This is a genomic window from Pseudomonas sivasensis, assembly GCF_021391435.1.
GTDB lineage: Bacteria > Pseudomonadota > Gammaproteobacteria > Pseudomonadales > Pseudomonadaceae > Aquipseudomonas > Aquipseudomonas sivasensis.
Genome location: NZ_CP090029.1, coordinates 2,813,101 through 2,838,925, shown reverse-complemented (window position 1 = coordinate 2,838,925; position 25,825 = coordinate 2,813,101). Strand labels below are relative to the sequence as shown.

Annotated in this window: 24 protein-coding genes and 1 pseudogene; 17 read left to right on the top strand and 8 right to left on the bottom strand. The window is 61.1% G+C overall.

Annotated elements, in window-relative coordinates; translation table 11 throughout:
* Positions 1–61 precede the first annotated feature (61 nt).
* The 8 genes from LRO94_RS12665 to LRO94_RS12630 all read left to right on the top strand — a co-directional run bounded on the left by LRO94_RS12665 (position 62) and on the right by LRO94_RS12630 (position 7,827).
* Positions 62–952 carry a carbohydrate ABC transporter permease gene (locus LRO94_RS12665; RefSeq protein WP_050442832.1) on the top strand — a complete coding sequence of 297 codons (891 nt, stop codon included), beginning with the start codon at positions 62–64 and terminating at the stop codon, positions 950–952.
* Between the two features lie 10 nt (positions 953–962).
* Positions 963–1,793 carry a carbohydrate ABC transporter permease gene (locus LRO94_RS12660; RefSeq protein WP_032886872.1) on the top strand — a complete coding sequence of 277 codons (831 nt, stop codon included), beginning with the start codon at positions 963–965 and terminating at the stop codon, positions 1,791–1,793.
* Positions 1,794–1,816: 23 nt separating this feature from the next.
* Positions 1,817–2,920 carry an ABC transporter ATP-binding protein gene (locus tag LRO94_RS12655; protein ID WP_095185869.1) on the top strand — a complete coding sequence of 368 codons (1,104 nt, stop codon included), beginning with the start codon at positions 1,817–1,819 and terminating at the stop codon, positions 2,918–2,920.
* A gap of 18 nt (positions 2,921–2,938) precedes the next feature.
* Positions 2,939–4,420 (top strand): mannitol dehydrogenase family protein, encoded by a 1,482-nt coding sequence (locus LRO94_RS12650; protein ID WP_179179136.1) that lies wholly within the window; start codon positions 2,939–2,941, stop codon positions 4,418–4,420.
* A gap of 139 nt (positions 4,421–4,559) precedes the next feature.
* Complete coding sequence (xylB, locus tag LRO94_RS12645) at positions 4,560–6,041, top strand: xylulokinase (protein ID WP_179179137.1); 1,482 nt, start codon at positions 4,560–4,562, stop codon at positions 6,039–6,041.
* Positions 6,042–6,053: 12 nt separating this feature from the next.
* A complete protein-coding gene (locus LRO94_RS12640; RefSeq protein ID WP_122681362.1) occupies positions 6,054–6,992 on the top strand; it encodes a carbohydrate kinase family protein in 939 nt (312 codons plus the stop codon).
* 100 nt (positions 6,993–7,092) lie between these two features.
* Entirely contained in the window at positions 7,093–7,350 is a 258-nt protein-coding gene (locus LRO94_RS12635) for a DUF2790 domain-containing protein (RefSeq protein WP_032886878.1), read from the top strand.
* Positions 7,351–7,428: 78 nt separating this feature from the next.
* The gene (locus LRO94_RS12630; RefSeq protein WP_095185873.1) at positions 7,429–7,827 is read left to right on the top strand and encodes a hypothetical protein; all 399 of its coding nucleotides are present in this window, start codon (positions 7,429–7,431) and stop codon (positions 7,825–7,827) included.
* Here LRO94_RS12630 and LRO94_RS12625 read toward each other — a convergent pair.
* Both LRO94_RS12625 and ilvA read right to left on the bottom strand, forming a co-directional pair.
* A complete protein-coding gene (locus tag LRO94_RS12625) occupies positions 7,824–8,093 on the bottom strand; it encodes a DUF1652 domain-containing protein (RefSeq protein ID WP_095185874.1) in 270 nt (89 codons plus the stop codon). The two genes, LRO94_RS12630 and LRO94_RS12625, sit on opposite strands and share 4 nt — an antisense overlap.
* 225 nt (positions 8,094–8,318) lie before the next feature.
* Complete coding sequence (gene ilvA / locus LRO94_RS12620; protein ID WP_179179138.1) at positions 8,319–9,350, bottom strand: threonine ammonia-lyase, biosynthetic; 1,032 nt, start codon at positions 9,348–9,350, stop codon at positions 8,319–8,321.
* A 269-nt stretch (positions 9,351–9,619) separates the two neighbouring features.
* Here ilvA and LRO94_RS12615 point away from each other — a divergent pair, with 269 nt between their 5' ends.
* Both LRO94_RS12615 and map read left to right on the top strand, forming a co-directional pair.
* On the top strand, positions 9,620–9,820 hold the full coding sequence (locus tag LRO94_RS12615) for a ParD-like family protein (RefSeq protein ID WP_025855286.1): 201 nt from the start codon (positions 9,620–9,622) through the stop codon (positions 9,818–9,820).
* Positions 9,820–10,581, top strand: a complete 762-nt coding sequence (map, locus tag LRO94_RS12610) for a type I methionyl aminopeptidase (RefSeq protein ID WP_099602882.1) — start codon at positions 9,820–9,822, stop codon at positions 10,579–10,581. The genes LRO94_RS12615 and map overlap by 1 nt, the downstream gene beginning before the upstream one ends.
* 44 nt (positions 10,582–10,625) lie before the next feature.
* On the opposite strand, the gene LRO94_RS12605 is transcribed toward map, so the two are convergent.
* Both LRO94_RS12605 and LRO94_RS12600 read right to left on the bottom strand, forming a co-directional pair.
* Positions 10,626–11,558 (bottom strand): magnesium transporter CorA family protein, encoded by a 933-nt coding sequence (locus LRO94_RS12605; protein ID WP_179179139.1) that lies wholly within the window; start codon positions 11,556–11,558, stop codon positions 10,626–10,628.
* A gap of 6 nt (positions 11,559–11,564) precedes the next feature.
* Positions 11,565–13,151 carry a RimK family protein gene (locus LRO94_RS12600; protein WP_032886887.1) on the bottom strand — a complete coding sequence of 529 codons (1,587 nt, stop codon included), beginning with the start codon at positions 13,149–13,151 and terminating at the stop codon, positions 11,565–11,567.
* A gap of 94 nt (positions 13,152–13,245) precedes the next feature.
* On the opposite strand from LRO94_RS12600, the pseudogene LRO94_RS12595 reads away from it, so the two are divergent.
* A pseudogene (locus LRO94_RS12595) lies at positions 13,246–13,695 on the top strand (GNAT family N-acetyltransferase); the annotation flags it as partial.
* Here LRO94_RS12595 and sfnG read toward each other — a convergent pair.
* Positions 13,691–14,776 carry a dimethylsulfone monooxygenase SfnG gene (gene sfnG / locus LRO94_RS12590; protein ID WP_032886892.1) on the bottom strand — a complete coding sequence of 362 codons (1,086 nt, stop codon included), beginning with the start codon at positions 14,774–14,776 and terminating at the stop codon, positions 13,691–13,693. The pseudogene LRO94_RS12595 and the gene sfnG sit on opposite strands and share 5 nt — an antisense overlap.
* A gap of 266 nt (positions 14,777–15,042) precedes the next feature.
* On the opposite strand from sfnG, the gene LRO94_RS12585 reads away from it, so the two are divergent.
* Positions 15,043–16,281 (top strand): acyl-CoA dehydrogenase family protein, encoded by a 1,239-nt coding sequence (locus LRO94_RS12585; RefSeq protein WP_099602885.1) that lies wholly within the window; start codon positions 15,043–15,045, stop codon positions 16,279–16,281.
* Between the two features lie 127 nt (positions 16,282–16,408).
* Here the strand turns inward: LRO94_RS12585 and LRO94_RS12580 are convergent, their stop codons facing one another.
* Positions 16,409–17,194, bottom strand: coding sequence for a sulfite exporter TauE/SafE family protein (locus LRO94_RS12580; RefSeq protein ID WP_095185880.1), 786 nt, complete (start codon positions 17,192–17,194; stop codon positions 16,409–16,411).
* Positions 17,195–17,388: 194 nt separating this feature from the next.
* Between LRO94_RS12580 and LRO94_RS12575 the strand changes: the two genes are divergently transcribed.
* The 3 genes from LRO94_RS12575 (at position 17,389) to LRO94_RS12565 (ending at position 19,168) form a co-directional block, all read left to right on the top strand.
* Entirely contained in the window at positions 17,389–17,910 is a 522-nt protein-coding gene (locus tag LRO94_RS12575; RefSeq protein WP_032886898.1) for a DUF3455 domain-containing protein, read from the top strand.
* Between the two features lie 68 nt (positions 17,911–17,978).
* Positions 17,979–18,497 (top strand): sigma-70 family RNA polymerase sigma factor, encoded by a 519-nt coding sequence (locus LRO94_RS12570; RefSeq protein ID WP_233897029.1) that lies wholly within the window; start codon positions 17,979–17,981, stop codon positions 18,495–18,497.
* A complete protein-coding gene (locus LRO94_RS12565; protein WP_179179141.1) occupies positions 18,494–19,168 on the top strand; it encodes an anti-sigma factor in 675 nt (224 codons plus the stop codon). Before LRO94_RS12570 ends, LRO94_RS12565 begins: the two co-directional genes overlap by 4 nt.
* On the opposite strand, the gene LRO94_RS12560 is transcribed toward LRO94_RS12565, so the two are convergent.
* Positions 19,169–20,470 carry an ATP-binding protein gene (locus LRO94_RS12560; RefSeq protein WP_032886902.1) on the bottom strand — a complete coding sequence of 434 codons (1,302 nt, stop codon included), beginning with the start codon at positions 20,468–20,470 and terminating at the stop codon, positions 19,169–19,171.
* A gap of 3 nt (positions 20,471–20,473) precedes the next feature.
* Positions 20,474–21,175 carry a response regulator transcription factor gene (locus LRO94_RS12555; protein ID WP_032886904.1) on the bottom strand — a complete coding sequence of 234 codons (702 nt, stop codon included), beginning with the start codon at positions 21,173–21,175 and terminating at the stop codon, positions 20,474–20,476.
* Between the two features lie 289 nt (positions 21,176–21,464).
* On the opposite strand from LRO94_RS12555, the gene LRO94_RS12550 reads away from it, so the two are divergent.
* Positions 21,465–22,622, top strand: a complete 1,158-nt coding sequence (locus LRO94_RS12550; RefSeq protein ID WP_099602888.1) for an efflux RND transporter periplasmic adaptor subunit — start codon at positions 21,465–21,467, stop codon at positions 22,620–22,622.
* Positions 22,623–22,635: 13 nt separating this feature from the next.
* On the top strand, positions 22,636–25,734 hold the full coding sequence (locus LRO94_RS12545; RefSeq protein WP_179179142.1) for an efflux RND transporter permease subunit: 3,099 nt from the start codon (positions 22,636–22,638) through the stop codon (positions 25,732–25,734).
* Positions 25,735–25,825 lie beyond the last annotated feature (91 nt).

The window sequence follows — 25,825 nt, the reverse complement described above, 5'->3', positions numbered from 1 at the left end:
GGCAAGCCCTCTCCCATCCTGACCGCATTCCGATCCTTGCTTCGCAATGGCCTTGATTATCATGAATACAGCACCCAAAAACCGCCTGGCCAACCCCGGCTGGTTCCTCGTCACGCCCTCGGTCGCCATGCTGTTGCTTTGGATGATCGTGCCCCTGGGCATGACCCTGTACTTTTCCCTGATCCGCTACAACCTGCTCTACCCCGGCGAAAACCAATTCGTGGGGCTGGAGAACTTCACCTACTTCATCACCGACTCGGGCTTCTTGCCCGGTGCCTCCAACACCCTGTTGCTGGTAGGTAGCGTATTGCTGATCAGCGTGGTGTTCGGCGTGTTGATCAGCGCGCTGCTGGAAGCCAGTGAATTCTTCGGTCGCGGCCTGGTGCGGGTGTTGCTGATTTCTCCGTTCTTCATCATGCCCACCGTCGGTGCGCTGATCTGGAAGAACCTGATTTTTCACCCGGTGTCGGGAATCCTCGCTGCCGTGTGGAAGTTCTTTGGCGCAGAACCTGTTGACTGGCTGGCGCACTACCCGCTGCTGTCGATCATCATCATTGTGTCGTGGCAATGGCTGCCCTTCGCGATCCTGCTGCTGATGACCGCCATGCAGTCCCTCGACCAGGAACAAAAGGAAGCGGCACGTCTGGACGGTGCCGGCGCCATTGCGATTTTCTGGCACCTGACCCTGCCCCACCTGGCCCGCCCGATTGCCGTGGTGGTGATGATCGAAACGATCTTCCTGCTCTCGGTATTCGCCGAAATTTTCACCACCACCAACGGTGGCCCCGGCTACGCGTCGACCAACCTGGCCTACCTGATCTACAACCAGGCGCTGGTGCAATTCGACGTGGGCATGGCCTCGGCCGGCGGCTTGATTGCCGTGGTCATCGCCAATATCGCGGCGATCATCCTGGTGCGGATGATCGGCAAAAACCTGACTGACAAGCCTTGAGGGCCGCGCCATGACGCTTCAACAATCCCGCCGCCTGCAAAGCCTGTTGCTCGGCACGTTGGCCTGGGCCATCGCGATCCTGATTTTCTTCCCGATCTTCTGGATGGTGCTGACCAGCTTCAAGACCGAAATCGATGCGTTCGCCACGCCGCCGCAGTTCATCTTCACGCCGACGCTGGAGAACTACCTGCACATCAACGAGCGCAGCAACTACTTCAGCTATGCCTGGAACTCGGTGCTGATTTCCTTCAGCGCTACCGCCCTGTGCCTGCTGATCTCGGTGCCGGCGGCCTACTCCATGGCGTTCTACGAAACCAAGCGCACCAAGGGCACGCTGCTGTGGATGCTCTCCACCAAGATGCTGCCGCCGGTAGGCGTGCTGATGCCGATCTACCTGCTGGCCAAGAGTTTTGGCCTGCTGGATACGCGCATTGCGCTAATCATCATCTACACCCTGATCAACCTGCCGATCGTGGTCTGGATGGTTTACACCTACTTCAAAGACATCCCCAAAGACATCCTCGAAGCCGCACGCCTGGACGGCGCCACCCTCTGGCAGGAAATGGTCCGGGTACTGCTGCCGATCGCCAAGGGCGGCCTCGCTTCCACGGTGTTGCTGTCGCTGATCCTGTGTTGGAACGAGGCGTTCTGGTCGCTGAACCTGACCTCATCGAACGCGGCGCCGTTGACCGCGCTGATCGCCTCCTACTCCAGCCCCGAAGGTTTGTTCTGGGCCAAATTGTCGGCCGTCTCGACCCTAGCCTGTGCGCCGATCCTGATCTTTGGCTGGATCAGCCAGAAACAGCTGGTGCGCGGTTTGTCCTTCGGCGCAGTTAAATAATAATTTCTAGCGGAGGGCCCATCATGGCCAACCTCAAAATCAAGAATTTGCAAAAAGGCTTCGAAGGTTTCTCGATCATCAAAGGCATCGACCTGGAAGTGAACGACAAGGAGTTCGTGGTCTTCGTCGGCCCGTCGGGCTGCGGTAAGTCCACCCTGCTGCGCCTGATCGCCGGCCTGGAAGAAGTTACCGAAGGCACCATCGAACTCGATGGCCGCGACATCACCGAAGTGACCCCGGCCAAGCGCGACCTGGCGATGGTGTTCCAGACTTACGCGCTGTATCCGCATATGAGCGTGCGCAAAAACATGTCGTTTGCCCTAGACCTGGCCGGCGTCGACAAGAAGCTGGTGGAGAGCAAGGTCAACGAAGCGGCGCGCATCCTCGAACTGGGCCCGCTGCTGGAGCGCAAGCCCAAGCAACTCTCCGGTGGCCAGCGTCAGCGCGTAGCGATTGGCCGCGCCATTGTGCGCAACCCGAAGATCTTCCTGTTCGACGAACCGCTGTCCAACCTCGACGCTGCCCTGCGTGTGCAAATGCGCCTGGAGCTGGCGCGCCTGCATAAAGAGCTGCAGGCGACCATGATCTACGTGACCCACGACCAGGTCGAAGCCATGACCCTGGCCGACAAGGTGGTAGTGCTCAACAGCGGCCGTATCGAGCAGGTGGGTTCGCCGCTGGAGCTGTATCACCAACCCGCGAACCTGTTTGTGGCGGGCTTTCTTGGCACGCCGAAAATGGGTTTCCTCAAGGGCAAGGTCACGCGTGTCGAGTCCCAGACCTGCGAAGTGCAACTGGACGCCGGCACCTTGATCAACCTGCCGCTCAGTGGTCCGACCTTGAGCGTCGGCAGCGCGGTCACCCTGGGCATTCGTCCGGAGCACCTGGAAATCGCGTCGCCTGGCCAAACCACCCTGACCGTCACCGCCGACGTCGGCGAACGCCTGGGCAGTGACACCTTCTGCCACGTCAACACCGCCAACGGCGAGCCGTTGACCATGCGCATCCGCGGCGACATGGCCAGCCAGTACGGTGAAACCCTGCACCTGCACCTGGACCCGGCGCACTGCCATCTGTTCGACACCGATGGCGTGGCCGTGGCCCGTCCACTGCGCGCTGCCGCCTGATTTCGCGAGTATTACGTTATGAAATTGAACACACAGAACCTCACGCAACTGGCTGAGCAGGTGAAAATCCCGGCCTACGCCATTGCCGACACCCGTCAGGGCATCGCCCATATCGGCGTCGGCGGCTTCCACCGCGCGCATCAGGCGTATTACACCGATGCGCTGATGAACACCGGTGAAGGCCTGGACTGGAGCATCTGCGGCGTCGGACTGCGGGCCGAGGACCGCAAAGCCCGCGACGATCTGGCCGGCCAGGACTACCTGTTCACCCTGTATGAACTGGGCGACACCGACGACACCGAAGTGCGCGTAATCGGTGCCATCAGCGACATGCTGCTGGCCGAAGACAGCGCCCAAGCCCTGATCGACAAGCTCGCCAGCCCTGAAATCCGCATCGTCTCGCTGACCATCACCGAGGGCGGTTACTGCATCGACGACAGCAACGGCGAGTTCATGGCCCACCTGCCGCAGATCCAGCATGACCTGGCGCACCCCGCAGCGCCGAAAACCGTGTTCGGTTTTATCTGCGCGGCGCTGACCCAACGCCGCGCCGCCGGCATTCCCGCGTTCACCGTGATGTCCTGCGATAACCTGCCCCACAACGGCGCCGTCACGCGCAAGGCATTGCTGGCGTTTGCCGCCCTGCACAATGCCGAGTTGCATGACTGGATCGAGGCCAATGTGAGCTTCCCGAATGCCATGGTCGACCGCATCACCCCCATGACCAGCACCGCCCACCGCCTGCAATTGCACGATGAACACGGCATTGACGATGCCTGGCCAGTGGTGTGCGAACCCTTCGTGCAGTGGGTGCTGGAAGACAAATTCGTCAACGGCCGCCCGGCGTGGGAAAAGGTCGGCGTGCAGTTCACCGACGATGTGACGCCCTATGAAGAGATGAAGATCGGTTTGCTCAACGGCAGCCACCTGGCACTGACCTACCTGGGGTTTCTCAAGGGTTATCGGTTTGTGCACGAGACCATGAACGACCCGCTGTTCGTAGCCTACATGCGTGCCTACATGGACCTCGACGTCACGCCAAACCTCGCGCCGGTACCGGGCATCGACCTGACCGACTACAAGCAGACGCTGGTGGATCGCTTCTCCAACCAGGCGATTGCCGACCAGTTGGAGCGCGTGTGTTCGGACGGCTCGTCGAAGTTTCCCAAGTTCACCGTGCCGACCATTAATCATCTGATTGCCGATGGGCGTGAAACAGAGCGCGCGGCGCTGGTCGTCGCAGCCTGGGCCTTGTATTTGAAGGGCGTGGATGAGAATGGGGTGAGCTACAAAATCCCCGATCCGCGGGCGGAATTCTGCCAGGGGTTGGTGACTGACGATGCGCTGATCAGCAAACGCCTACTGGGCGTAGAAGAGATTTTTGGCACGGCTATTCCCAACTCGCCGGCGTTTGTGGCAGCGTTCGAGCGGTGCTATGAGAGTCTGCGTGATAACGGCGTCACCACTACCCTGAAGCACCTCCTGAAGAAACCGGTTTAAATGTGAGAAGGGGCTTGCCCCCGATGAGGGTGTGTCAGTCAAATATCTTTGACTGACCCACTGCCATCGGGGGCAAGCCCCCTCCCACACTGGACCGGGTTGCCAATCCAAAAAAAATAACACTGCTGAGCACACCATCATGACCCAGCAAAACCTGTTCCTCGGCATCGACTGCGGCACCCAAGGCACCAAAGCCATCGTCCTCGACGCCTCCAGCGGCAAGGTGCTGGGCCTGGGCGCCGCCGCGCACACGTTGATCAGCGGCGCCAATGGCCGTCGCGAACAGCACACCCAGGAATGGCTGGACGCCTTTACCGAAGCCACCCACCGCGCCCTGCAACAGGCTGGCGTGGACGGCCAGGACATCCTTGGTATCGGCGTTTCCGGCCAGCAGCACGGGCTGGTGCTGCTGGATGACCAAGGCCAGGTCTTGCGCCCGGCCAAGCTGTGGTGCGACACCGAAACCGCGCCGGAGAACGACCGCCTGCTGCAACATCTGGGCGGCGAAAGCGGTTCACTCGAACGGCTGGGCGTGGCCATCGCACCGGGCTACACCGTGTCCAAGCTGCTCTGGACCCGCGAACAACACCCGGACATCTTCAAGCAAATCGCCCATATCCTGCTGCCCCACGACTACCTCAATTACTGGCTCACCGGCCGTGCCGTCGCAGAATACGGCGATGCGTCCGGCACCGGCTATTTCAACGTGCGCAGCCGTGACTGGGATGTGGCACTGCTCAAGCACATCGACCCCAGTGGTCGCCTGGAACAAGCCTTACCGCAACTGATCGAAGCCGATCAAACCGTGGGCAGCATCCTGCCTGCCATCGCCGAGCGCCTGGGCATCAACCCCAACGCCATCGTCGCCAGCGGCGGCGGCGATAACATGATGGGCGCCATCGGCACCGGTAATATCGCGCCCGGCGTGATCACCATGAGCCTGGGCTCATCGGGTACCGTCTATGCGTTTTCGGACCAACCCAACGTCAGCCCCCAAGCGTCGGTCGCCACATTCTGCTCATCCAGCGGCGGCTGGTTGCCGTTGATCTGCACGATGAACCTGACCAACGCCACAGGCGTGATACGCGAGCTCTTCGAACTGGACCTGAACGCCTTCAACGACCTGGTGGAGCAAGCGCCGATTGGCGCCGACGGCGTCAGCATGCTGCCGTTCCTCAACGGCGAACGCGTACCCGCCCTGCCCCACGCCACTGGCAGCCTGCACGGCCTGACCATGACCAACCTGACACGCGCCAACCTGTGCCGCGCCGTGGTTGAAGGCACCACCTTCGGCCTGCGTTACGGGCTGGACCTGCTGCGCCAGACCGGCCTGCAAAGCCAGAGTATCCGCCTGATCGGCGGCGGCTCGAAAAGCCCCGTGTGGCGGCAGATGGTCGCCGATATCATGAACACCGAAGTGATCTGCACCGAACAAAGCGAAGCCGCCGCCCTCGGCGCGGCGATCCAGGCTGCGTGGAGCCAGTCCGGCGAATCCCTGGCCAGCCTCTGCGACAAATGCGTGAGCGTCGACCCGGCCAGCCGTACCCTGCCGGTTGCGGCCCATGTCAGCGCCTATCAACTGGCTTACGAACGCTATCAACAGCACGTGGCAACCCTTTAAGAGCGAACGACTATGTATCTGGTGTGTGGTGAAGCGCTGTTCGATTTTTTCAGCGAGGAAGATGCCAGCGGGCAGGCCTCCAAGGTCAACTACAAGGCGATTGCGGGTGGCTCACCGTTCAACGTCGCGGTGGGGTTACGCCGCCTGGGCATCGAGGCCGGGTTGTTCGGCGGCCTGTCCACCGATTTCCTCGGCCGACGCTTATTGCAGGTGCTGAAAGATGAAGGCGTCAGCGAGCAGTTCCTGGTGGAATTCGCCGCGCCGACCACCCTGTCCATGGTCGCCGTGGGTGCCAATGGTTCACCGCAGTACAACTTCCGGGGTGAGGGCTGTGCGGACCGGCTGCTGCAAGCCGAGCATTTGCCGGTACTCGGTGATGACGTGCGTGGGCTGCATATCGGCTCGTTCTCCCTGGTGGTGCAACCGATTGGCGACACCCTGCTGGCCCTGGTACAGCGCGAAAGCGGCAAGCGCCTGATCAGCCTCGACCCCAACGTGCGCCTCAACCCGCAACCCGACATCCAGCTGTGGCGTGACCGCGTCGCCGAGCTGGTCAAACATGCCGACCTGATCAAGGTCAGCGATGAAGACCTGCACCTGCTGTACCCCGACCAGTCGCCGGAAAGCGTGCTGCAAGGCTGGTTGCAACACCGTTGCCAGTTGGTATTCCTCACCCGTGGCGGCGACGGCGCCAGTGTGTTCAGCCGCCAACATGGCACCTGGTCGCAACCTGCGGTCAAGGTGGTGATGGCCGACACCGTGGGCGCCGGCGATACCTTCCAGGCTGCGTTGATTGCCTGGCTGACCGAGCAGCAGTTGGATTCGGTCGACGGCCTGCAACAACTCACCCGCGCGCAGATTGACGCCATGCTGGGCTTCGCGATTCGCGCGGCGGCACTGACCTGCACCAAAACCGGCCCGGACCTGCCGTATCGTAAACAGTTGGGCTGAACACCCGGTTTCATGAAGGTTTTGTCAGCCAGGCCTCGATTAATCGATGGTTAATCCCGCAAGCCGACAGTGAAGTCGAACCCACTTGCGGAGCACCTTCATGAAACTACTTACTTTACTGTGTGGCGGCGCGCTGGCACTGGCAGCCGTCTCGGGCCTGGCCCAGGCCGACAACCAGAAACCCGTGCCTTACCAATACGGCATGCCGTTGAACATCAAGCATGTGATCGCCATGAACGAAGCGCCGACCAATGACTGCAAAGTCATCGACGCCGATATCAAGTTCGTGGACAAGGCTGGGAAAGTCGAAGATGTGGGCTATCGGAAGCTGTCCGACGCGTGCAGCTTCCAGAATTGAGCGTTGCACTGTCACACAGCAAGCCCGCGTAGATAGGCGTATTCTTGCGGGCTTGTCCCAAGGCCGAAAGGAATCGCCATGCCGTTCAGTTTTCGTACCCTCGCCACCACAACCGCCCTGCTGTGCTTTGCCCTCGCTCTGGTCTGGGGGTTACGCCCCGATCTGCTGCTCGGGATGTGGGGAGTGAATTCTTCAGACGCCACAGGCCTGGTCGCCCGCCGCAGCGCCGCGCTGTTCCTGGCCATCGGCATCATGTTTTACCGGGCCCGCCATGCGCCGCCTTCGGACACGCGTCGCGCCATGACCAGTGGCTTTGCCATCGGTTGCCTGGTGCTGGCTGTGCTGGGCTTGAGTGAGTGGTTCAATGGCAACGCCGGGCCGGGGATCTTCCTGGCCGTGGCGACCGAAACCGTATTGGGCCTGGCGTTTATCCAAGCCCACAGGTCTTCGGTGGTTCACCCTCAGGCGTCTGCCTAGTAATAGGCTCGACCTCCCGCTCTTTGCAGGGCGGGTGCAGGGGTATTTTTCAGATCTTCACGCAACCCGGCGATCAGGTTGCAAATCGCTCGACTGCTGTCGAGTTTGTCCGTCTTGATGCCTTTGACCTCCAAATCCACCCGGTCACGGTCGCGATCGTCATAGATCTTGATCGTCAGCGAAGCATCTTCGGCTTTGGTGCATTCGCACCGTTTGGGCAGGAAACTTCCTTCAATAATGCTGCGTAGCTCTAATTCCGAAAGCATGGCCAACCTCTCCTTTTTTGAGACTGCCAACAGAGTCTTATGGGTGTGGCAGACGCCTGCCTGCCGCGTCTTGCCGACCTTGGAAGACGTTTCAACTACCAGCCTACTCGGCAAAATACGCTTGCGTTGTAACCATTCCTCATAAGGAACGCGAAAGTTTATATAACTTAAACAGGTCCCCGTCCGTAGTGTTTATAACATCGTCGAACAGCCACGATTAAACGTTTAACCCTGCACTTCGTGTGCGTATGCCATCACTCTTTCAGCAACATGTCGCAAACTATCAAAGTTGATATTCGCCCCGGAATTCACCGCCACCAGTGTCTGCCCATGCACGCCTCGTTGCGCCACGTACTTGCGAATGCCCGCCACCGCCAACGCGCCAGAGGGTTCGGTGATGGAACGGGTGTCGTCGTAGATCAGCTTGATGGCGCTGCACAGTTCGTCATTGCTCACGGTGATGACTTCATCCACCCACTCCCGGCAGATTTCAAAACCGTAGGCGCCGATCTGCGCTACGGCGGTACCGTCGGCAAACCCGTCGACGCTCGGCAACACCACCCGCTCACCGGCGCGCAGGGCGGCCAGCAGGCAACTGGAGCCTTCGGGCTCGACACCGACAATGCGCACCTCAGGCCGCAGGTATTTGACGTAGGCCGCGATACCTGCGATCAGACCGCCGCCACCCACCGGCACGAAGATGGCGTCCAACGGGCCCTGTTGCTGGCGCAGGATTTCCATGGCCACGGTGCCCTGGCCGGCGATCACGTCCGGATCATCGAAGGGCGAAACGAACGTGCATCCGGATGTCTCGGCCAGTTGCAGCGCATGGGCCAGGGCAAACGGGAAACTCTCCCCGTGCAACACCGCTTCGGCGCCTCGGGAGCGCACGCCCAACACCTTCAACTCGGGCGTGCTGCACGGCATGACGATCCGCGCCTTGATCCCCAACTCCTTCGCCGCCAGTGCCACGCCTTGCGCATGGTTCCCCGCCGATGCGGTCACCACACCGCGCGCCTTTTGCTCGGCGGTGAGCTGCACCAGCTTGTTGTAGGCGCCGCGAATCTTGAAGGAAAAGGTTGGTTGCAGGTCTTCGCGCTTGAGCAGCACCTGGTTACCCAGCAGCGCCGACAATGCCGGCGCGGCTTGCAGGGGCGTACGCAATGCCAGGTCATAGACCGGGGCAGCGAGGATCTTTTTTACATAGTGTTCAAGCAATGCCGTATCAGCGGTGTGGGGGACGGGGCACGTGCTCATAGGTGTCTCCTGGTTTTCAAGGGCCCTGGAGACGGAAAAACAAAACCCGCCTCTAAGGCGGGTTTGGGTGCAGCCGTGTGCTATCCCGCCAAATGAGGAATGGCGGTAATAATGCTTGGCTGGCTGCGGAAGGTTTGAAATGTCATGTCACGAAATTAACCGGGCGTCACCGGGCAAGTCAATGGCCAAGCGCCATTTAGCGTTTGGGGGTTTACGATAGATATACGAAACATATACGCTTTGTATATCAACTTTAAACAGTGAACCCCATGGGCATCGTCAAAATCACCGACCAACTGCATGAACAACTCCGCCTGGCCAGCGCGGCCATGGACCGCTCCATCAACGCCCAGGCCGAGTTCTGGATCAAGATCGGCCTGCTCGCCGAACTCAACCCCAACCTGCCGTACAACGAGCTGATCAACAAACTGTTGCTGGACAAGCCCGACCTGATCCGGGGGCGCAGCTGATGATCAAGACTGCCGCTCAACTGGCTGTGATGCGCGAATCCGGGCGCCTGCTGGCTCAAGTGTTCGACATGCTCGACGGGTTTGTCGCCGCCGGCCGTTCCACCCTGGAGCTGGACGCCGCCGTCGAAGCCTTCATTCGTAACGACCTTAAAGCCCGCCCCGCCAGCCTCGGGCAATACGACTACCCCTTCTCCATCAACACCTCAATCAACGAAGTGGTGTGCCATGGCATGCCCAGCGCCAAGGAGATCCTCAAGGACGGCGACATCATCAACATCGACATCACCCTGGAAAAAGGTGGCTTTATCGCCGACTCCAGCAAGATGTACATGATTGGCAACGTCGCCCCCAAGGCGCGGCGCCTGGTGGAAATGACCTTTGAGGCGATGTGGGCCGGGATCCGCCAGGTCAAACCCGGCGCACGCCTGGGTGATATCGGCCACGCGATCCAGAGCCACGCCCAGGCCAACGGCTACAGCGTGGTGCGTGAATACTGCGGCCACGGCATCGGCAAGCAGATGCATGAAGAACCGCAAATCCTGCACTTCGGCCGACCCGGCACCGGGCTGGAACTGCGCGAAGGCATGGTGTTTACCATCGAACCGATGCTCAACCAGGGCAGTTCCAAGGTGCGCAGCCTGAAAGATGGCTGGACGGTGGTGACCAAGGACAACAGCCTGTCGGCGCAGTGGGAGCACACGGTGGCGGTGACGGCGGATGGCTTTGAAGTGCTGACCTTGCAAACACAGCCAGGCGAATAAACGGTGGTGAGCGGGCTTGTCGAAGAAGTACTCCCTCGCCCCCCTTACATCGTCGCGCCCGCCATCCGTTTGAGCGCCAGTACCATCAAGCCGGCGCCCAACCCCATCGCTGCCAGGAACAATGGGTACGACACCCACCACGGTGTACCCGCGGTCATCATGCTGAACTCCGACATACCGCCAATGCTGGCGATCAGGTTGAGCGGCAAGAACACCACGTTGATCAGCGTCAGCTTGCGCAACAGGTTGTTCATGCTGTTGTTCATCAGGTTGCCGCGCGCATCGATCAGCCCGGAAAACACGTTGGAATAGATCTCCGCCTGTTTGTAGCACTGGTGGTTCTCGATGATCAGGTCATCGATAAGGCCGAGAATTTCAGCACTGAAGTGCTCCTTTTCCCCATGGTTACGCAGCCGCGACAGCACGGCGCCGTTGCTGTGCAGCGCGTTGATGTAATAGATCAGGCTTTCGCTGAGGCTGAACATCTGCATCAGGTGATGGTTGCTCATGGACGCGTTGAACTGCTGCTGCAACTCCCGTGCAACCAGCTTGATCACCTTGAGGTGGCCCAGGTAGTGGTGGATGTTGTTGAGCAGCAGGTCGAGCAATACGTCCAGGGGCGTGTGCAACGGCCGGCGCTGGCCCAGGCCACTCAGTGGGGTTTCATCGGTGGCGATCACCAGCAGGCGGCCGGGTGAAAACAGCAGGCCGCACGACGCCACTTCGAACACCAGGTTGCCGCCACCGGAATAGTTCTCCGGGCGCTTCCAGATCAGGAACAGGTTGTCGGGATGAAATTCGATGCGTGAGACTTCGTCCGGGTCGAGCGCCGACGCCAACGCGTGCTCGTCGAGCTTGTGGTGATCACGCAGCCACTCGCGCTCGGCCAGGTCGGGGTTGTTGAACAACAGGATCGGGGCCGCGTCGCTATGCCCGCTGCGCAGCTTTCCATCGGTCAGTTCAAAGCGCTGAATCATCGCGCGTCACCAGACCTGGCCCTGGCGTTTCAACTCCAGGCGCCGCACGAACTCTTCCAGCACAAGGCTGTACAGGTCGTCCTGCAAGTAGGCATCTTCGATGCCCGCATCGAGGTTGGGGTTGTCGTTGACCTCGATCACTACCACCTTGTCGCCGGACTGCTTGAGGTCCACACCGTAAAGGCCGTCGCCGATCAGGTTGGCGGTCTTCACCGCCAGTTCCACCACCGCCTTGGGCGCTTCATGGACGGCCAGGGTGCGGCATTCGCCGTTGATGGCCTGGCCGATGGCCTTGTGGTTATAGATCTGCCAGTGGCCCTTGGACATGAAGTACTGGCAAGCGAAGATCGGTTTGCGGTTGAGTACGCCGATGCGCCAGTCGTACTCGGTGTAGAAGAATTCCTGGGCCAGCAGCAGCACCGAATGCTCGAATAACTCGGCGGTGGCCTTGAGCAAGGCTTCCTGGCTTTCGACCTTGATCACGCCACGGGAGAAACACCCGTCGGGAATCTTCAACACCAGCGGAAACCCTAGGCGCTCGCCGACCCGTTCGAAATCTTCCGGTCGCTCCTTGTAGAGAATCTCGGTGGCGGGCATGCCCAACTGATGGCTGTTGAGCAAGTCGGTGAGGTAGACCTTGTTGGTGCAGCGCAGGATCGACGCGGGGTCGTCCATCACCACCAGGCCTTCGCTTTCGGCTTTTTTGGCAAAGCGGTAGGTATGGTTGTCAACGCTGGTGGTCTCGCGGATCAGCAAGGCGTCGTATTCGGCCAGCCGCGCGTAGTCCTTGCGCTCGATCAGCTCCACATCGATGCCCAGGCCCTTGCCCACGCGGATGAAGTTCTCCAGGGCACGGGCGTTGGAGGGTGGCAGCTGCTCCTGTGGATCGTGCAGGATTGCCAGGTCGTAACGGGCCAGGCGCCGCGAACGGGGTTGGCGCCAGATCTTGCGGCTGAAGTTATCAAGGGCATGGGCGAACTGATCTTCCTGATCGTCACGCAACTTGTGCAATACGCCGGATTTCACCCCTTCGATATGCCAACCGTTATTCTTTCTGAATTCAACCAAGAGGATCGGACACGGGAATGTTTCAAACAACTGGCGGGCCAATTCCTGCAACGGTTCTATATTGGTCCTGCCGAAATAAAGTGTCAGGGTAAACCCTTCGGTATTACTGTAGAGGTGATGACTCAAGGCTTTATCAAGGGTTTTATCCAGGTCATCCAGCGCCAGGCCGTACAGCGACTTCTTAGTCAGTTCGCTGATGGTACGCACCGAGGGAATCACCTTGTGTCCGCGCGCTTCGGCCAGCAACGAGCAGTAGTAGCCGTGCCCCAGGTACTTGTAGCTGCGGCACAGGTTGATCACCTGCACACGCTTGCCAGTCTCGTTTTGCCGTGTTTGCTCAAGGTATTCCTGGGCGGTGACGATGTCTTCGCTGGGAAAGTAGGAGGCCCAATCTTCCTTGCGCTCAACAATAATCACCACTTGACTGTTACTTCGAGGCGACGCAGAAAAAAAGCCCTTCGAAGTTATTGTCGCCGCGACAATTTGCTCGGATACTTCACGCCAATGACCTTGTACCGCCGACATAATATTTGATCCGCTTTAGAGAACTCGACCTTTTCTATTAAGCACGATCTTTTAGGGAAGTCCCGTTTCGTTACGCAACTTTTACGGCGGTTATATGGCTCTTTTCTCTCGCGTTGCATTACCCGGTGATGTACCGGCATTGGTCGCATTGGAACAACAGTGTTTCACCAGTGACCGGCTCTCATCGCGCAGTTTTCACTGGATGATCAGCCGCGCCCACGGCCAGTTGCTGGTGGCGGAACAGGACGGGCAGTTGCTCGGTTATGCGCTAGTGCTGTTTCGTCGTGGCAGCGCGTTCGCACGCTTGTATTCCATCGCCATTGCCGCCCACGCACGCGGCCTCGGGCTGGGCAGGCAGTTGCTCAGCCATGTCGAGGCCTGCGGGGTGACGCACGGGTGCGCGCACCTGCGCCTGGAGGTGCGCACCGACAACCCCGGCGCCCTTGCGCTGTATGAGCGCAATGGCTACCGGCGCTTCGCCCAGGTCAACGACTACTACGCAGACCACACTCCGGCCCTGCGCCTGGAAAAAACCTTGGTCAGGCCACCTGCTTGATCCCGGCCTTGGCTTCCAGCTCACGCACCAGCGGCAGTACGCGTTTGCCGAAGTACTCCACTTCTTCCTGGAAGTGCAGGAAGCCCGCCAGCACCAGGTCCACGCCTACGGCCTTGAGTGCAACGATGCGCTCGGCGATCTGCTGCGGAGTGCCGATCAGGTTGGTCTTGAAGCCATCGTTGTACTGCACCAGGTCTTCAAAGCTGGACTTGGCCCAGTTGCCCTCGCCTTCGGGTGACGCCTTGCCTGCTTGCTTGGCCGCGTCGCCAAAGGCATTCACGGCTTCCGGGTCGGCCTTGTCGATGATCTCTGCGAGTACGGCGCGGGCTTCTTCCTCGGTGTCGCGGGCGATGATGAATGCATTCACGCCGACTTTGACCGAGTGGTTATTTGCGGCAGCCTTGGTGCGAATGTCATCGACCTGGGCCTTGATGCCTTCCGGGGTGTTGCCGTTGGTGAAATACCAATCCGACACCCGCGCCGCCATGTCCCGCGCGGCCCGTGAACTGCCGCCTTGGAACACTTCCGGCTGGCCCAGCGGCTTGGGTTTGAGGGTGTAGTTGTTGAAACGGTAGAAGTCGCCCTTGAAGGTAAAGTCGTCCTGGGTCCAGATGCCTTTGAGGGCGCGGATAAATTCCTCGGAACGGCGATAGCGCTCGTCGTGTTCCAGCCAGTGTTCGCCGATGGCCTGGAACTCGCCCTTGAACCAGCCACTGACGATGTTCACCGCAATGCGGCCGTTGGTGAGTTGGTCGATGGTCGCCAGTTGCTTGGCCGCCAGCGCCGGCTGCCAAGGGCCGGGAAGGATCGCGGCGATGACCTTGAGCTTGGTGGTCGCCGCCAGCAGCGCATGGCTGAACGCCACGGATTCATGCTGGTTCTCGGCGCCGTAGCCAGCGGTGAAGCGGATCTGGGTCAGGCCGTATTCGAAGCCGGCTTCTTCGGCCAATTGCGCCAATTTACGGTTGTAGTCGATGCCCCAGTGGGTGCGTTGTTCGATCTTACTGACCACCAGCCCACCGCTGACGTTGGGCACCCAATAGGCAAATTTCACGGCTTGCTGACTCATCGAACGGTACCTCGTGCAAAAGGGATGTATCGAGGCTTGAGCAGCAAGCGTGCCAGTCAGTGGCAAAGGCCCATGCCATGGGCGTTGCGCCCAAAAAAACGCCCCCGGCGGGCGTGCACGCACATGTCATGGATCACGCCGGTTTGTCGGAATGCTGTTGCTGGAGCAACAGTAATCAACGCAAATCCCCCGTAAACATTGGGCCACGAACCCGGCACGGACTGTGCAATCCCCCTTGCATTGACCACTGCCCCGGAGCCTTGCCCATGACCGAACATCACGTCATTAACCCGCTGTCCATCGGCGTTGATTACCCCACCTTGGCCGCGCGCTTCCGGCCGATCTTCCAGCGCATCGCCGACGGTGCGGTGCAGCGCGAACTCAGCCGTACCCTGCCCCATGAGCCGATCCAATGGCTCAAGGAGGCCGGTTTCGGCGCGGTGCGCGTACCGGTGGAATATGGCGGTGGCGGTGCTTCGCTGCCGCAACTGTTCGAACTGCTGATCGAACTGGCCGAAGCCGACTCCAACGTACCCCAGGCCCTGCGCGGGCATTTCGCCTTTGCCGAGGACCGCCTGAACGCGCCGCCGAGTGCCGGCCGGGACCTGTGGTTCAAGCGGTTTGTCGACGGCGATATCGTCGGCTGCGCCTGGACTGAAATCGGCAACGTGGCCATCGGTGATGTGGTCACCCAGGTCAGCCCCGACGGCGATAAGTGGAAGCTCAATGGTGAAAAGTTCTACAGCACCGGCAGCATTTTCTCTGACTGGATCGACGTGTACGCCCAACGCAGCGACACCGGCGGCGATGTGATCGCTGCAACCCGTGCACGCCAGCCTGGCGTGGTGCACAGCGACGATTGGGACGGCTTTGGCCAGCGCACCACTGGCAGCGGCACCTCGCGCTTTACCGATGCTGAAGTCGAGGCGGATAACGTCATCGACTTTGCCACCCGTTTCAAATACCAGACCGCGTTCTACCAACTTGTCCTGCTGGCCAGCCTCGCCGGTATCGGCCGTGCGGCGTTGCGCGATGTGGCCCACCAGGTGCGCAGCCGCAAGCGCATCTACAGCCACGGCAATGCCCAGCATGTGAGCCAGGACGCACAGATTCAACAGGTGGTGGGCGAAGTCGCAGCACTGGTGTATGCCGCTGAGGCCAGCGCGTTAAGGGCGACATTGCCAGCGCAACGGGCTTACGTGGCGCGGTTTGGCGGGGATGACGCCGTGGAGCGCGAAGCCAACGTCGCCGCCGAAATTGAGTCGGCCACGGCGCAGGTGGTGGTGTCGGAGTTGATCCAGCGGGCTACCAGCGAGTTGTTCAACGCACTGGGGGCGTCGGACGTGCGCCAGGGGAAAGCCCTTGATCGGCATTGGCGCAATGCGCGGACTGTGTCGTCTCACAACCCGGTGATCTACAAGGCGCGGATCGTGGGGGACTGGGTGATCAATGGCACCGAGCCGCCGTTTGTGTGGCAGATCGGTAATGGTCCGGCGAAAGCCTGAGGCTGAGCGGGGTCAAAACTGTGGGAGGGGGCTTGCCCCCGATGGCAGTGGGTCAGTCACTGTATTCAAAAACTGACCCACCGCTATCGGGGGCAAGCCCCCTCCCACATTGGATACTGCGCACGCCTCAGAAGGCCAGTTTGTAACCAACCGCCATCAACATGATCGCCAGGCACGGGCGAAGCACGCCGTCCGGGATCTTGCCGGTCATGTGGCTGCCGAAGTAAATGCCCGGCAACGAACCCATCAGCAGAAAGCCCAGCAGGTGCCAGTCCATATTGCCCATGCCAGCATGGCCCAGGCCTGCCACCAGGGTCAGGGGCACGGCGTGAGCAATCTCGGTGCCGACCAGGCGGCGCGTGGCCAGGAATGGATACAGGATAAACAGCGCCACAGTGCCCAGGGCGCCGGCGCCGATTGAAGTCAGGGCGACCATGGTGCCGAGGATGGCGCCGGTGACAACGGTCAAGCCGTTCAGGTTGCGCGGGTTCATGTGGTAGCTGTCGCCCGCGTGACGCTGGGCGAAGGCCAGCAGGCGTTGCTTGAACAGGATCGCCAGGGCCGTCAACAGCAACACGACACCGAGGGCTTGCTTGATGACCGCGTTCATCGCCGTAGGATCGGTATGCAAGGTGGCGAGAAACCACAGGGTCAGCAGCACCGCAGGCACACTGCCCAGGGTCAGCCAGCCGGTGATGGTCCAATCGATGTTCTTGTTCTTGCTGTGTACCAGCACGCCACCGGACTTGGTGATGGCCGCGTACAACAGGTCAGTGCCCACAGCCGTGGCCGGGTTGATGCCGAACCACAACAGGATCGGGGTCATCAACGAGCCCCCGCCGACACCGGTCATGCCCACGATAAAACCTACGATCAGGCCGGCAATTACGAAACCAAAGTTACCCACATCCATTACAGCTACCCGCGGCCTTATAAATTTCTGGCGGCAGGATAGCGATTTTTCTTATAACGACTTATACCAATATGATCTGACTTTAGATCTTTTTCGCTTAATGCAATTTTTTTTGCCGATCACTGCATCCAGTTGGCGTGCCCATGGGTAGTCCTTGCAGCAACCCTGCTGTTTCATCTAATGGAGAAACACCCATGAACGCTAAAGCCCTGCTCTGCCTCACCGGTTTGCTCGTTGCCAGCCCCGCCGCCTTTGCCCAGGCCGGTTTGCCGGACAGCATTAAAGTGCCGGACGGCCACAAGGTGGCGATGGAAACCACCGGTGTCGGCGAAATCACCTACGAGTGCCGCGACAAAGCCAACGCCGCTGGCCAGACCGAATGGACTTTCGTCGGCCCCAAGGCGGTGCTCAATGATCGCAGCGGCAAGCAAGTCGGCACCTACTTCGGCCCACCCGCCACTTGGCAAGCCAAGGACGGTTCGAAAATCACCGGCACCCAGCTGGCCGTGGCGCCATCGAGCCCGGGCAACTTGCCATATCAACTGGTCAAGGCCAACCCGGCCGAAGGCAAGGGCGCGATGAGTGGCGTGAGTTACATCCAACGGGTCGCCCTTAAAGGCGGTGTAGCGCCGAGCACTGAATGCACGGTCGCCAACAAGGGCAAACAGGAAGTGGTGAAGTACCAGGCCGACTACATCTTCTGGGCGGCCAACTGAACAAACTGCGCTACGCTGCCTGTGGCGAGCATGCTCGCCACAGGGGTTCAGCCATTTGAGGGATGTGCGTGTTTGATTACGAAGCCTGTCTGCTGGCCTGTGCCCGTGGCGACCAACGCGCCTTGCGCCGACTGTATGAGCAGGACAGCAGCCACTTGCTCGGCGTAGCCCTGCGTATCGTGCGTGACCGAGCGCTGGCCGAAGATATCGTGCATGACGCGTTTATCAAGATCTGGCGCGGCGCCGGCAGTTTCGACCCCAGCCGTGGTTCGGCGCGGGGTTGGGTGTTCAGCGTGACCCGACACTTGGCGCTCAACGTGGTGCGCAACCAGTACCGTGAGGTGCCGCTGGAAGACGAACACGAGCACGTCACCGCGCCCGCCGACACCTTTGAGTTTTCCGCGCGTTCCGGGCAGATCCACACCTGCCTGGAGCAGCTCGATCCGGCCCGCCGCACGTGCATCCTGCATGCGTATGTCGACGGCTATTCCCATAGCGAAATCGCTTCGAGGTTGGACACCCCCCTGGGGACCGTCAAAGCCTGGATCAAACGTAGCCTCGCCGCGCTGCGGGAGTGCATGGCATGAACAACCCCTTGGACGAACTGGCCAGCGAATACGTGCTGGGCACCCTGCCCGCCGAGCAACGGGCCGACGTGGAACAACGCCTGCCCCACGATGCCGAGTTACGCGCGGCGGTGGATGCCTGGGAACAGCGCCTGCTGCCCCTGACCGCGTTGGCCGAGCCGGTGTTGCCCTCGGCGCAGTTATGGCGGCGCATCGAACGTAACACCGCGACCCCGGACGCCGACGTACCGTGGTGGAACCTGCTGGCCTTGTGGCGCGGCCTGGCCGGTGCCGGGCTGGCGGCGAGCGTGGTGCTGGGGACGTTATTACTGACCCGCCCGCCTATCGCGGACCCCGCCTTTGTGGTGGTGCTGGTGGCCCCCCAAAGCCAGGCGCCCGGCTGGGTGATCCAGGCCAGCAACAATCAGCAGATTCAGTTGATCCCGTTGGGCGTGATGGAAGTCCCAGCGGACAAGGCGCTGCAGTTCTGGACCAAGGGTGATGGCTGGCAAGCCCCCGTGTCCCTGGGGCTGGTCAAGCCGGGGCAAACCCTGTCGCTGCCGCTGGACAGGCTGCCGCCGCTGTCGCCTAACCAATTGTTCGAACTGACCCTGGAAGACCCGAGCGGCTCGCCGACCGGCAAACCCACCGGGCCGATCCAGGCCATCGGCCGCGCGGTCAAGGTGCTCTGATCAACCGAGGCTGGGCAGCCACACGCGAAACCGCGCGCCACCCAACGGCGACGCCTGGGCGGTCAACGTCCCGCCCTGGGCTTCCAGGGCGCGGCGGCTGATCGCAAGACCCAGGCCGAAGCCGCCGGTGCTGCGGTCGCGGCTGCGGTCGAGGCGATAGAACGGTTCGAAGATACGTTCACGCTGGTCCAACGGGATGCCGATGCCATCGTCATCCACCCAGATTTCACAGCCCTTGGGACACACCTTGACCCCCACCTGGATGCGCTTGTCGCAGTAACGCGTGGCGTTGCGCAGCAGGTTCTGCAAGGCACGGGCGGTGAGGCGCGGGTCGAGGCTGAAGCGTTCTACAGCGCAATCAAGCACGACATCGATGACGATCTCGGGGTTTTCCAGCTCGTCGTCGACGCTGCCCAGCACGCTGTCGATAAACTCATCGAGCACCACCTCGACCCGCTCCGGCAATTGCGCCGGGTTTTGCAGGCGGCTGTAGGAGAGCAACTCCAGCACCAATTCATCCAGCTCACGAATATGCGCCACCAGGCCGTGCAGACGTTCGCGACTGGCCTCGGGCAAGTCTTCGGACAGCGCAAGGGCCAGGCCGAAATCCAGGCGCGTCAACGGCGTGCGCAGTTCATGGGAGACGGCGTTGAGCAGGTCTCGCTGTTGGTTGAGCAGGTGTTCGATGTCGTCGGCCATGGTGTCGAACACCGCCGCCAGGCTGCCGATGTTGGAGCTGGGCGGAATACGGGTGCGCTCGGCCAGGTTGCCCTTGCCGAGTTGAGCGGCGGTGCTTTTCAGGCGTTCCAGATCACGCCAGTGCGGGCGCAGCCAGAACAGCAGGCAGGCAAGCAACGCCGCGCCGATCAGCACATTCATCGACCAGTACAGCAGGTTCATGTCCAGCGGGTCTGGCGGAATGGTCAGCTTGACCACGAACTGCTGGTTGAGCGGCGAGCTGATCTCTTCCATCCAGCCCCATTCTCCCAGACGAATCACCGGCTTGCCCTGCTCCAGCAGCTTGGCTTCTTGCGGGGTATAGCTGGCGTCCTGACGTAGCAGCAGTTGCACTTTGAGCGGCGCAAAGTCGCGGCCCAGTTGCTCGGTGACCTGGGACCAACGCTCCACCGGCGCCCGCAGGTATTGCTTGACGATGAGGGTTTGCTGGCCACGGGACTGCTCAATGTTGTAATCCAGGTAACGGTGTTCGAACAGCTGAATGACCAGTTTGGGAATCAGGTAGATCGCCGCACTGTAGGTGACGATGGTGATCAGGTAGAGGCGCAGCAGTACACGAAACATGGCTCAGCATTCCCACTCGGAACGGCTGAACAAATAGCCCTTGCCCCACACGGTCTTGATCTTGCGCGCCTCGCCGGCATGGTCGTCGAACTTGCGGCGCAGCTTGGAGATGGCCACGTCTACCGAGCGGTCGGTGCCGTTGAACTCGATCCCGCGCAGGCGTTGCAGGATCTGGTCGCGGCTGAGCACTTCACCGGCATGCCGCGCCAACACCACCAGCAGGTTGTATTCGCCGCTGGACAGCTCCACCGGCTGCTCGCGCCACACCACGGTGCGCTCCGACAGGTCGATGCACAGGTTGCCCATGTGGATCTGATCGTTGGCCACCTGGGGCTCCGACAAACTGCTGCGCCGCAGCAAGGTACGCACGCGGGCCAATAGCACGCGCGGCTCGCAGGGTTTGGTCACATAGTCGTCGGCGCCCATTTCCAGACCCAACACCTGGTCGTGGCTGTCGTCGCGAGCGGTGAGCATCAGGATCGGCAGCCCTGCCGAATCGGCGCGCAGCAGGCGGCACACTTGCAGGCCGTCGAGACCCGGCAGCATGAGGTCGAGGATCACCAAGTCCGGCGGATTGAGGCGTGCGCGTTCCCGTACGTGGTCGCCACGGCTGAGCACACTGACGTGATAGCCATTGCGCTCCAGGTAGCTTGCAATCAGCTCCGAGAGTGCGGCGTCGTCTTCCACCAGGAGGATGTTGGGCATGAAGGTGTTTCCAAAAAATACAGTGATAGGTCGTACACAAATCCAATGTGGGAGGAGGCTTGCCTCCGTTGGCGGTGCTTCAGATGCAGAGTCGTTGACTGATTCACCGCTACCGGGGGCAAGCCCCCTCCCACATTGGATCGTCAGTTTTTGCAAGGTTGTGCAAGGATATACGCCCTCGGCGCCCCGCGCGCCGCACCTTACATTTCTTCACAGACCACCTACACAGCTTCACAGCACCGCGGCGCAGGTGAACTTAGGATGCGCCAGTCACTATTGGGATAAGAGCATGTCGAAGAATCTGTTTGCGCCGTTTTGCCTGTTGGCCCTGACGCTAGCCCTGAGTGCTTGTGACAAATCAGCCGCGGAAGCGCCGGAAATGCCCCTGGCCAAAGTGCGCATCGAAACCCTTGAGGCCAAGCCTCTGTCCATCACCAGCGAGCTGAGCGGACGCATCGCCGCGCCGCGTGTTGCCGAAGTGCGCGCGCGGGTGGCCGGCGTGGTGATGCAGCGGGTATTCAAGGAAGGCCACGACGTCAAACAGGGCGACGTGCTGTTTCGCATCGACCCGGCCCCGTTCAAGGCCGATCTCGACAGCGCCCAGGCCAACCTGAGCAAGGCCCAAGCCAACGCGTTCCAGGCACGCCTGCAAGAGCAGCGCTACAGCCAATTGGTGGAAGGCAACGCCATCAGCGGCCAGGACTACGACAACGCCCGCGCCAACCTGCGCCAGACCAACGCCGAAGTCGCCGCCAATAAAGCCGCCGTCGAACGCGCCAAGTTGAACCTGGGATATGCCACCGTGACGGCCCCAATTTCCGGGCGTATCGGCCGGGCGCTGGTGACCGAAGGCGCACTGGTCGGCCAGAACGAGGCCACGCCCCTGGCGATCATCCAGCAACTGGACCCGATTCACGCTGACCTCACTCAATCCACCCGCGAACTGAACGACCTGCGCCGCGCCTTCCGCGCCGGCAGCTTGAAGCAGGTCGGTCAGGACCAGGCCAAGGCCACGCTGATCCAGGACGACGGCAGCCTGTATCCGCTGCCGGGCAAATTGCTCTTCGCCGACATCAGCGTCGACCCCGGCACAGGGCAGATCATTCTGCGCAGCGAGTTCCCCAACCCGGACCTCGACCTGTTGCCCGGCAGCTTCGTGCGGGTGCGCCTGGAGCAAGCGGTCGACAAACAAGGCATCAGCGTGCCGCAACGCGCTATCAGCCGTGACAGTGCAGGTATCCCGATGGTGCTGCTGGTGGATGCCGAGCAGACCGTCAGCCAGCAACCGGTGCAATTGGGTGCGGTGATCGACGATCGCTGGATCGTCAGCAGCGGCCTCAAGCCCGGTGATCGCATCGTCGTCGAAGGCCTGCAACACGCGCGCCCCGGTGAAAAAGTCCAGGTAGACGACAGCCCGACGCCACTCGCTCAGGCTTCCGGCCAATAAGGATTATTCGACCATGCCGCAGTTCTTTATTGACCGCCCGATCTTCGCCTGGGTGGTTGCCCTGTTTATCCTTCTGGCCGGTTTACTCGCCATCCCGCAGTTGCCGGTGGCCCAGTACCCCAACGTGGCGCCGCCGAAAGTCGAGATCTACGCGGTGTACCCTGGCGCCTCGGCCCAGACCCTGGATGAAAGCGTGGTCAGCCTGATCGAGCAGGAGCTTAACGGCGCCGATCACTTGCTGTACTTCGAATCCCAGAGCAGCCTGGGTTCGGCCACCATCACCGCCACCTTCCAACCCGGCACCGACCCGGAAATGGCCCAGGTCGATGTGCAGAACAGGCTCAAGGCCGTGGAGCCACGCCTGCCCCAGGCGGTGACCCAGCAAGGCTTGCAGGTAGAAAAAGTCTCCGCGGGTTTCCTCCTGCTGGTGACCTTGACCTCCAGTGACGGCAAGCTCGATGACGTAGCGCTCAGCGATTACCTCGCGCGCAACGTAATGAACGAACTCAAGCGCCTGGACGGCGTGGGCAAGGCGCAGTTGTACGGCGCCGAACGGGCAATGCGCATCTGGATCGACCCGCAGAAGCTGATCGGTTTCAACCTGACCCCGGCCGACGTCAACGCCGCGATCAGCGCGCAGAACGCCCAGGTTTCCGCTGGCAGTATTGGTGATTTGCCGGGCACCAAAACCCAGGAAATCACGGCGGCTATCCTGGTCAAGGGCCAGCTTTCCACCCCGGCGGAGTTCGCCGACATCGTGCTCAAGGCCAATCCGGACGGTTCCACCGTTCGCGTCGGCGACGTGGCGCGGGTAGAAATCGGCAGCCAGGAATACCAGTTTTCGACGCGCCTGAACGGCAAGCCATCCACCGCCGTCAGCGTGCAACTGGCGCCCGGTGCCAACGCGCTGAACACCGCGACCCTGGTGCGGGCAAAGATGGATGAGCTGTCACGCTACTTCCCGGCCAATGTGGAATACAAGATTCCGTACGACACCTCGCCCTTCGTCAAAGTCTCGATCACCAAGGTGGTCTACACCTTGCTGGAGGCCATGGCGCTGGTGTTTGCGGTGATGTTCCTGTTCCTGCAGAACGTGCGCTACACGCTGATCCCCACCCTGGTGGTACCGATTGCGCTGATGGGCACCTTTGCCACGATGCTGTTGCTGGGTTTCTCGATCAACGTGCTGACCATGTTCGGCATGGTGCTGGCCATCGGCATTTTGGTGGACGATGCGATTGTGGTGGTGGAGAACGTCGAACGGATCATGGTCACCGAGGGCCTCTCGCCCAAGGACGCGACGAAGAAAGCCATGGGCCAAATCACCGGCGCCATCGTCGGCATTACCCTGGTGCTGGTGGCGGTGTTCCTGCCGATGGCGTTCATGGCGGGCTCAGTGGGGGTGATTTACCAGCAGTTCTCGCTGTCGATGGCCACTTCGATCCTGTTCTCGGCATTCCTCGCCCTGACCTTGACCCCGGCCTTGTGCGCCACCCTGCTCAAGCCGATTGCCAAGGGCGAGCACCATGCCAAGGGCGGTTTCTTCGGCTGGTTCAACAAACGCTTCGAGCAACTCACCGACCGCTATGAAGGCTGGGTGGCCTATGCCCTCAAGCGCAGCGGCCGCTACCTGCTGATCTACCTGGTGCTGCTGGTGGGCCTGGGCCTGATGTTCATGCGCCTGCCCGCCTCGTTCCTGCCGGTGGAAGACCAGGGCTATACCATCACCGATATTCAGCTGCCGCCGGGCGCGAGCAAAAACCGCACGGTGCAGGTCGCCGAGCAGATCGAAGCGCACAACGCCGAGGAGCCTGGGGTGGGTGACACCACCATGATCATGGGCTTCAGCTTCTCCGGTTCGGGGCAGAACGCCGCGTTGGCGTTTACCACCTTGAAGGATTGGTCCGAGCGCAGCAGCGAGGATTCGGCCGCATCGATTGCTGAGCGGGCCAATATGGCGTTCAGCGAATTGAAAGACGCGATTGCGTACTCAGTGCTGCCACCACCAGTGGACGGCCTGGGCACGTCCAGCGGTTTCGAGTTCCGCCTGCAGGACCGCGGTGGCGTCGGCCATGCAGCGTTGATTGCAGCGCGCACCGAGTTGCTGGCGGCAGCCGAGAAAAGCCCAATCCTGGCCAACGTGCGCGAAAGCGCCCTGGCCGAAGCGCCGCAAGTGCAGCTGGAAGTGGACCGTAAGCAAGCCAACGCCTTGGGCGTGTCGTTTGCGGATGTGGGGAATGTGCTGTCGTCGGCGATTGGCTCGGCCTACGTCAACGACTTCCCCAACCAGGGCCGCATGCAGCGCGTGGTGGTGCAGGCCGAAGGCGACCAGCGCAGCCAGGTGGCGGACCTGATGAAAATCAACGTGCGTAATAACGCCGGGAAAATGGTGCCGCTGTCGGCATTTGTCGAAGCCAAATGGACCCAAGGCCCGGCGCAACTGACGCGGTATAACGGCTACCCTGCCATCGCCATTTCCGGCGAGGCAGCCCCCGGGCACAGCACCGGCGAGGCGATGGAGGAAATCCAGCGCCTGGTCAGCCAACTGCCAGCGGGCCTGGGTCAGGAATGGACCGGGCTGTCGTTGCAGGAACGCTTGTCCGGCGCACAGGCACCGATCCTGCTGGGCCTGTCGCTGCTGATCGTGTTCCTGTGCCTGGCCGCGCTGTATGAAAGCTGGTCGATCCCGACCTCGGTGTTGCTGGTGGTGCCACTGGGCGTGCTCGGCGCAGTACTGGCGGTAACCTTGCGGGGCATGCCCAACGATGTGTTTTTCAAGGTCGGCTTGATCACCATCATCGGCTTGTCGGCGAAGAACGCGATCCTGATCATCGAGTTCGCCAAGGACCTGTATGACCAGGGTGAAGACCTGATCGAAGCCACGTTGAAGGCTGCGCGCTTGCGCCTGCGTCCGATCATCATGACCTCGCTGGCGTTTATTCTCGGCGTGGTGCCATTGGCGATTGCCACCGGGGCCAGTTCGGCAAGCCAGCAGGCGATTGGTACGGGCGTGATTGGCGGGATGATTACCGCGACGTTGGCGGTGGTGTTTGTGCCGGTGTTCTTTGTGGTGGTGATGAAGCTCACCAAAGGCATTGAAATAAAGAAATAAAGCGCCCGCGCCCAAGCGGATAACAGAATAAAAAACGCGTTGAAACTGTCAACTCTGACAGTGTCGACGCGTTTTTTTTTGTTTTACGTTG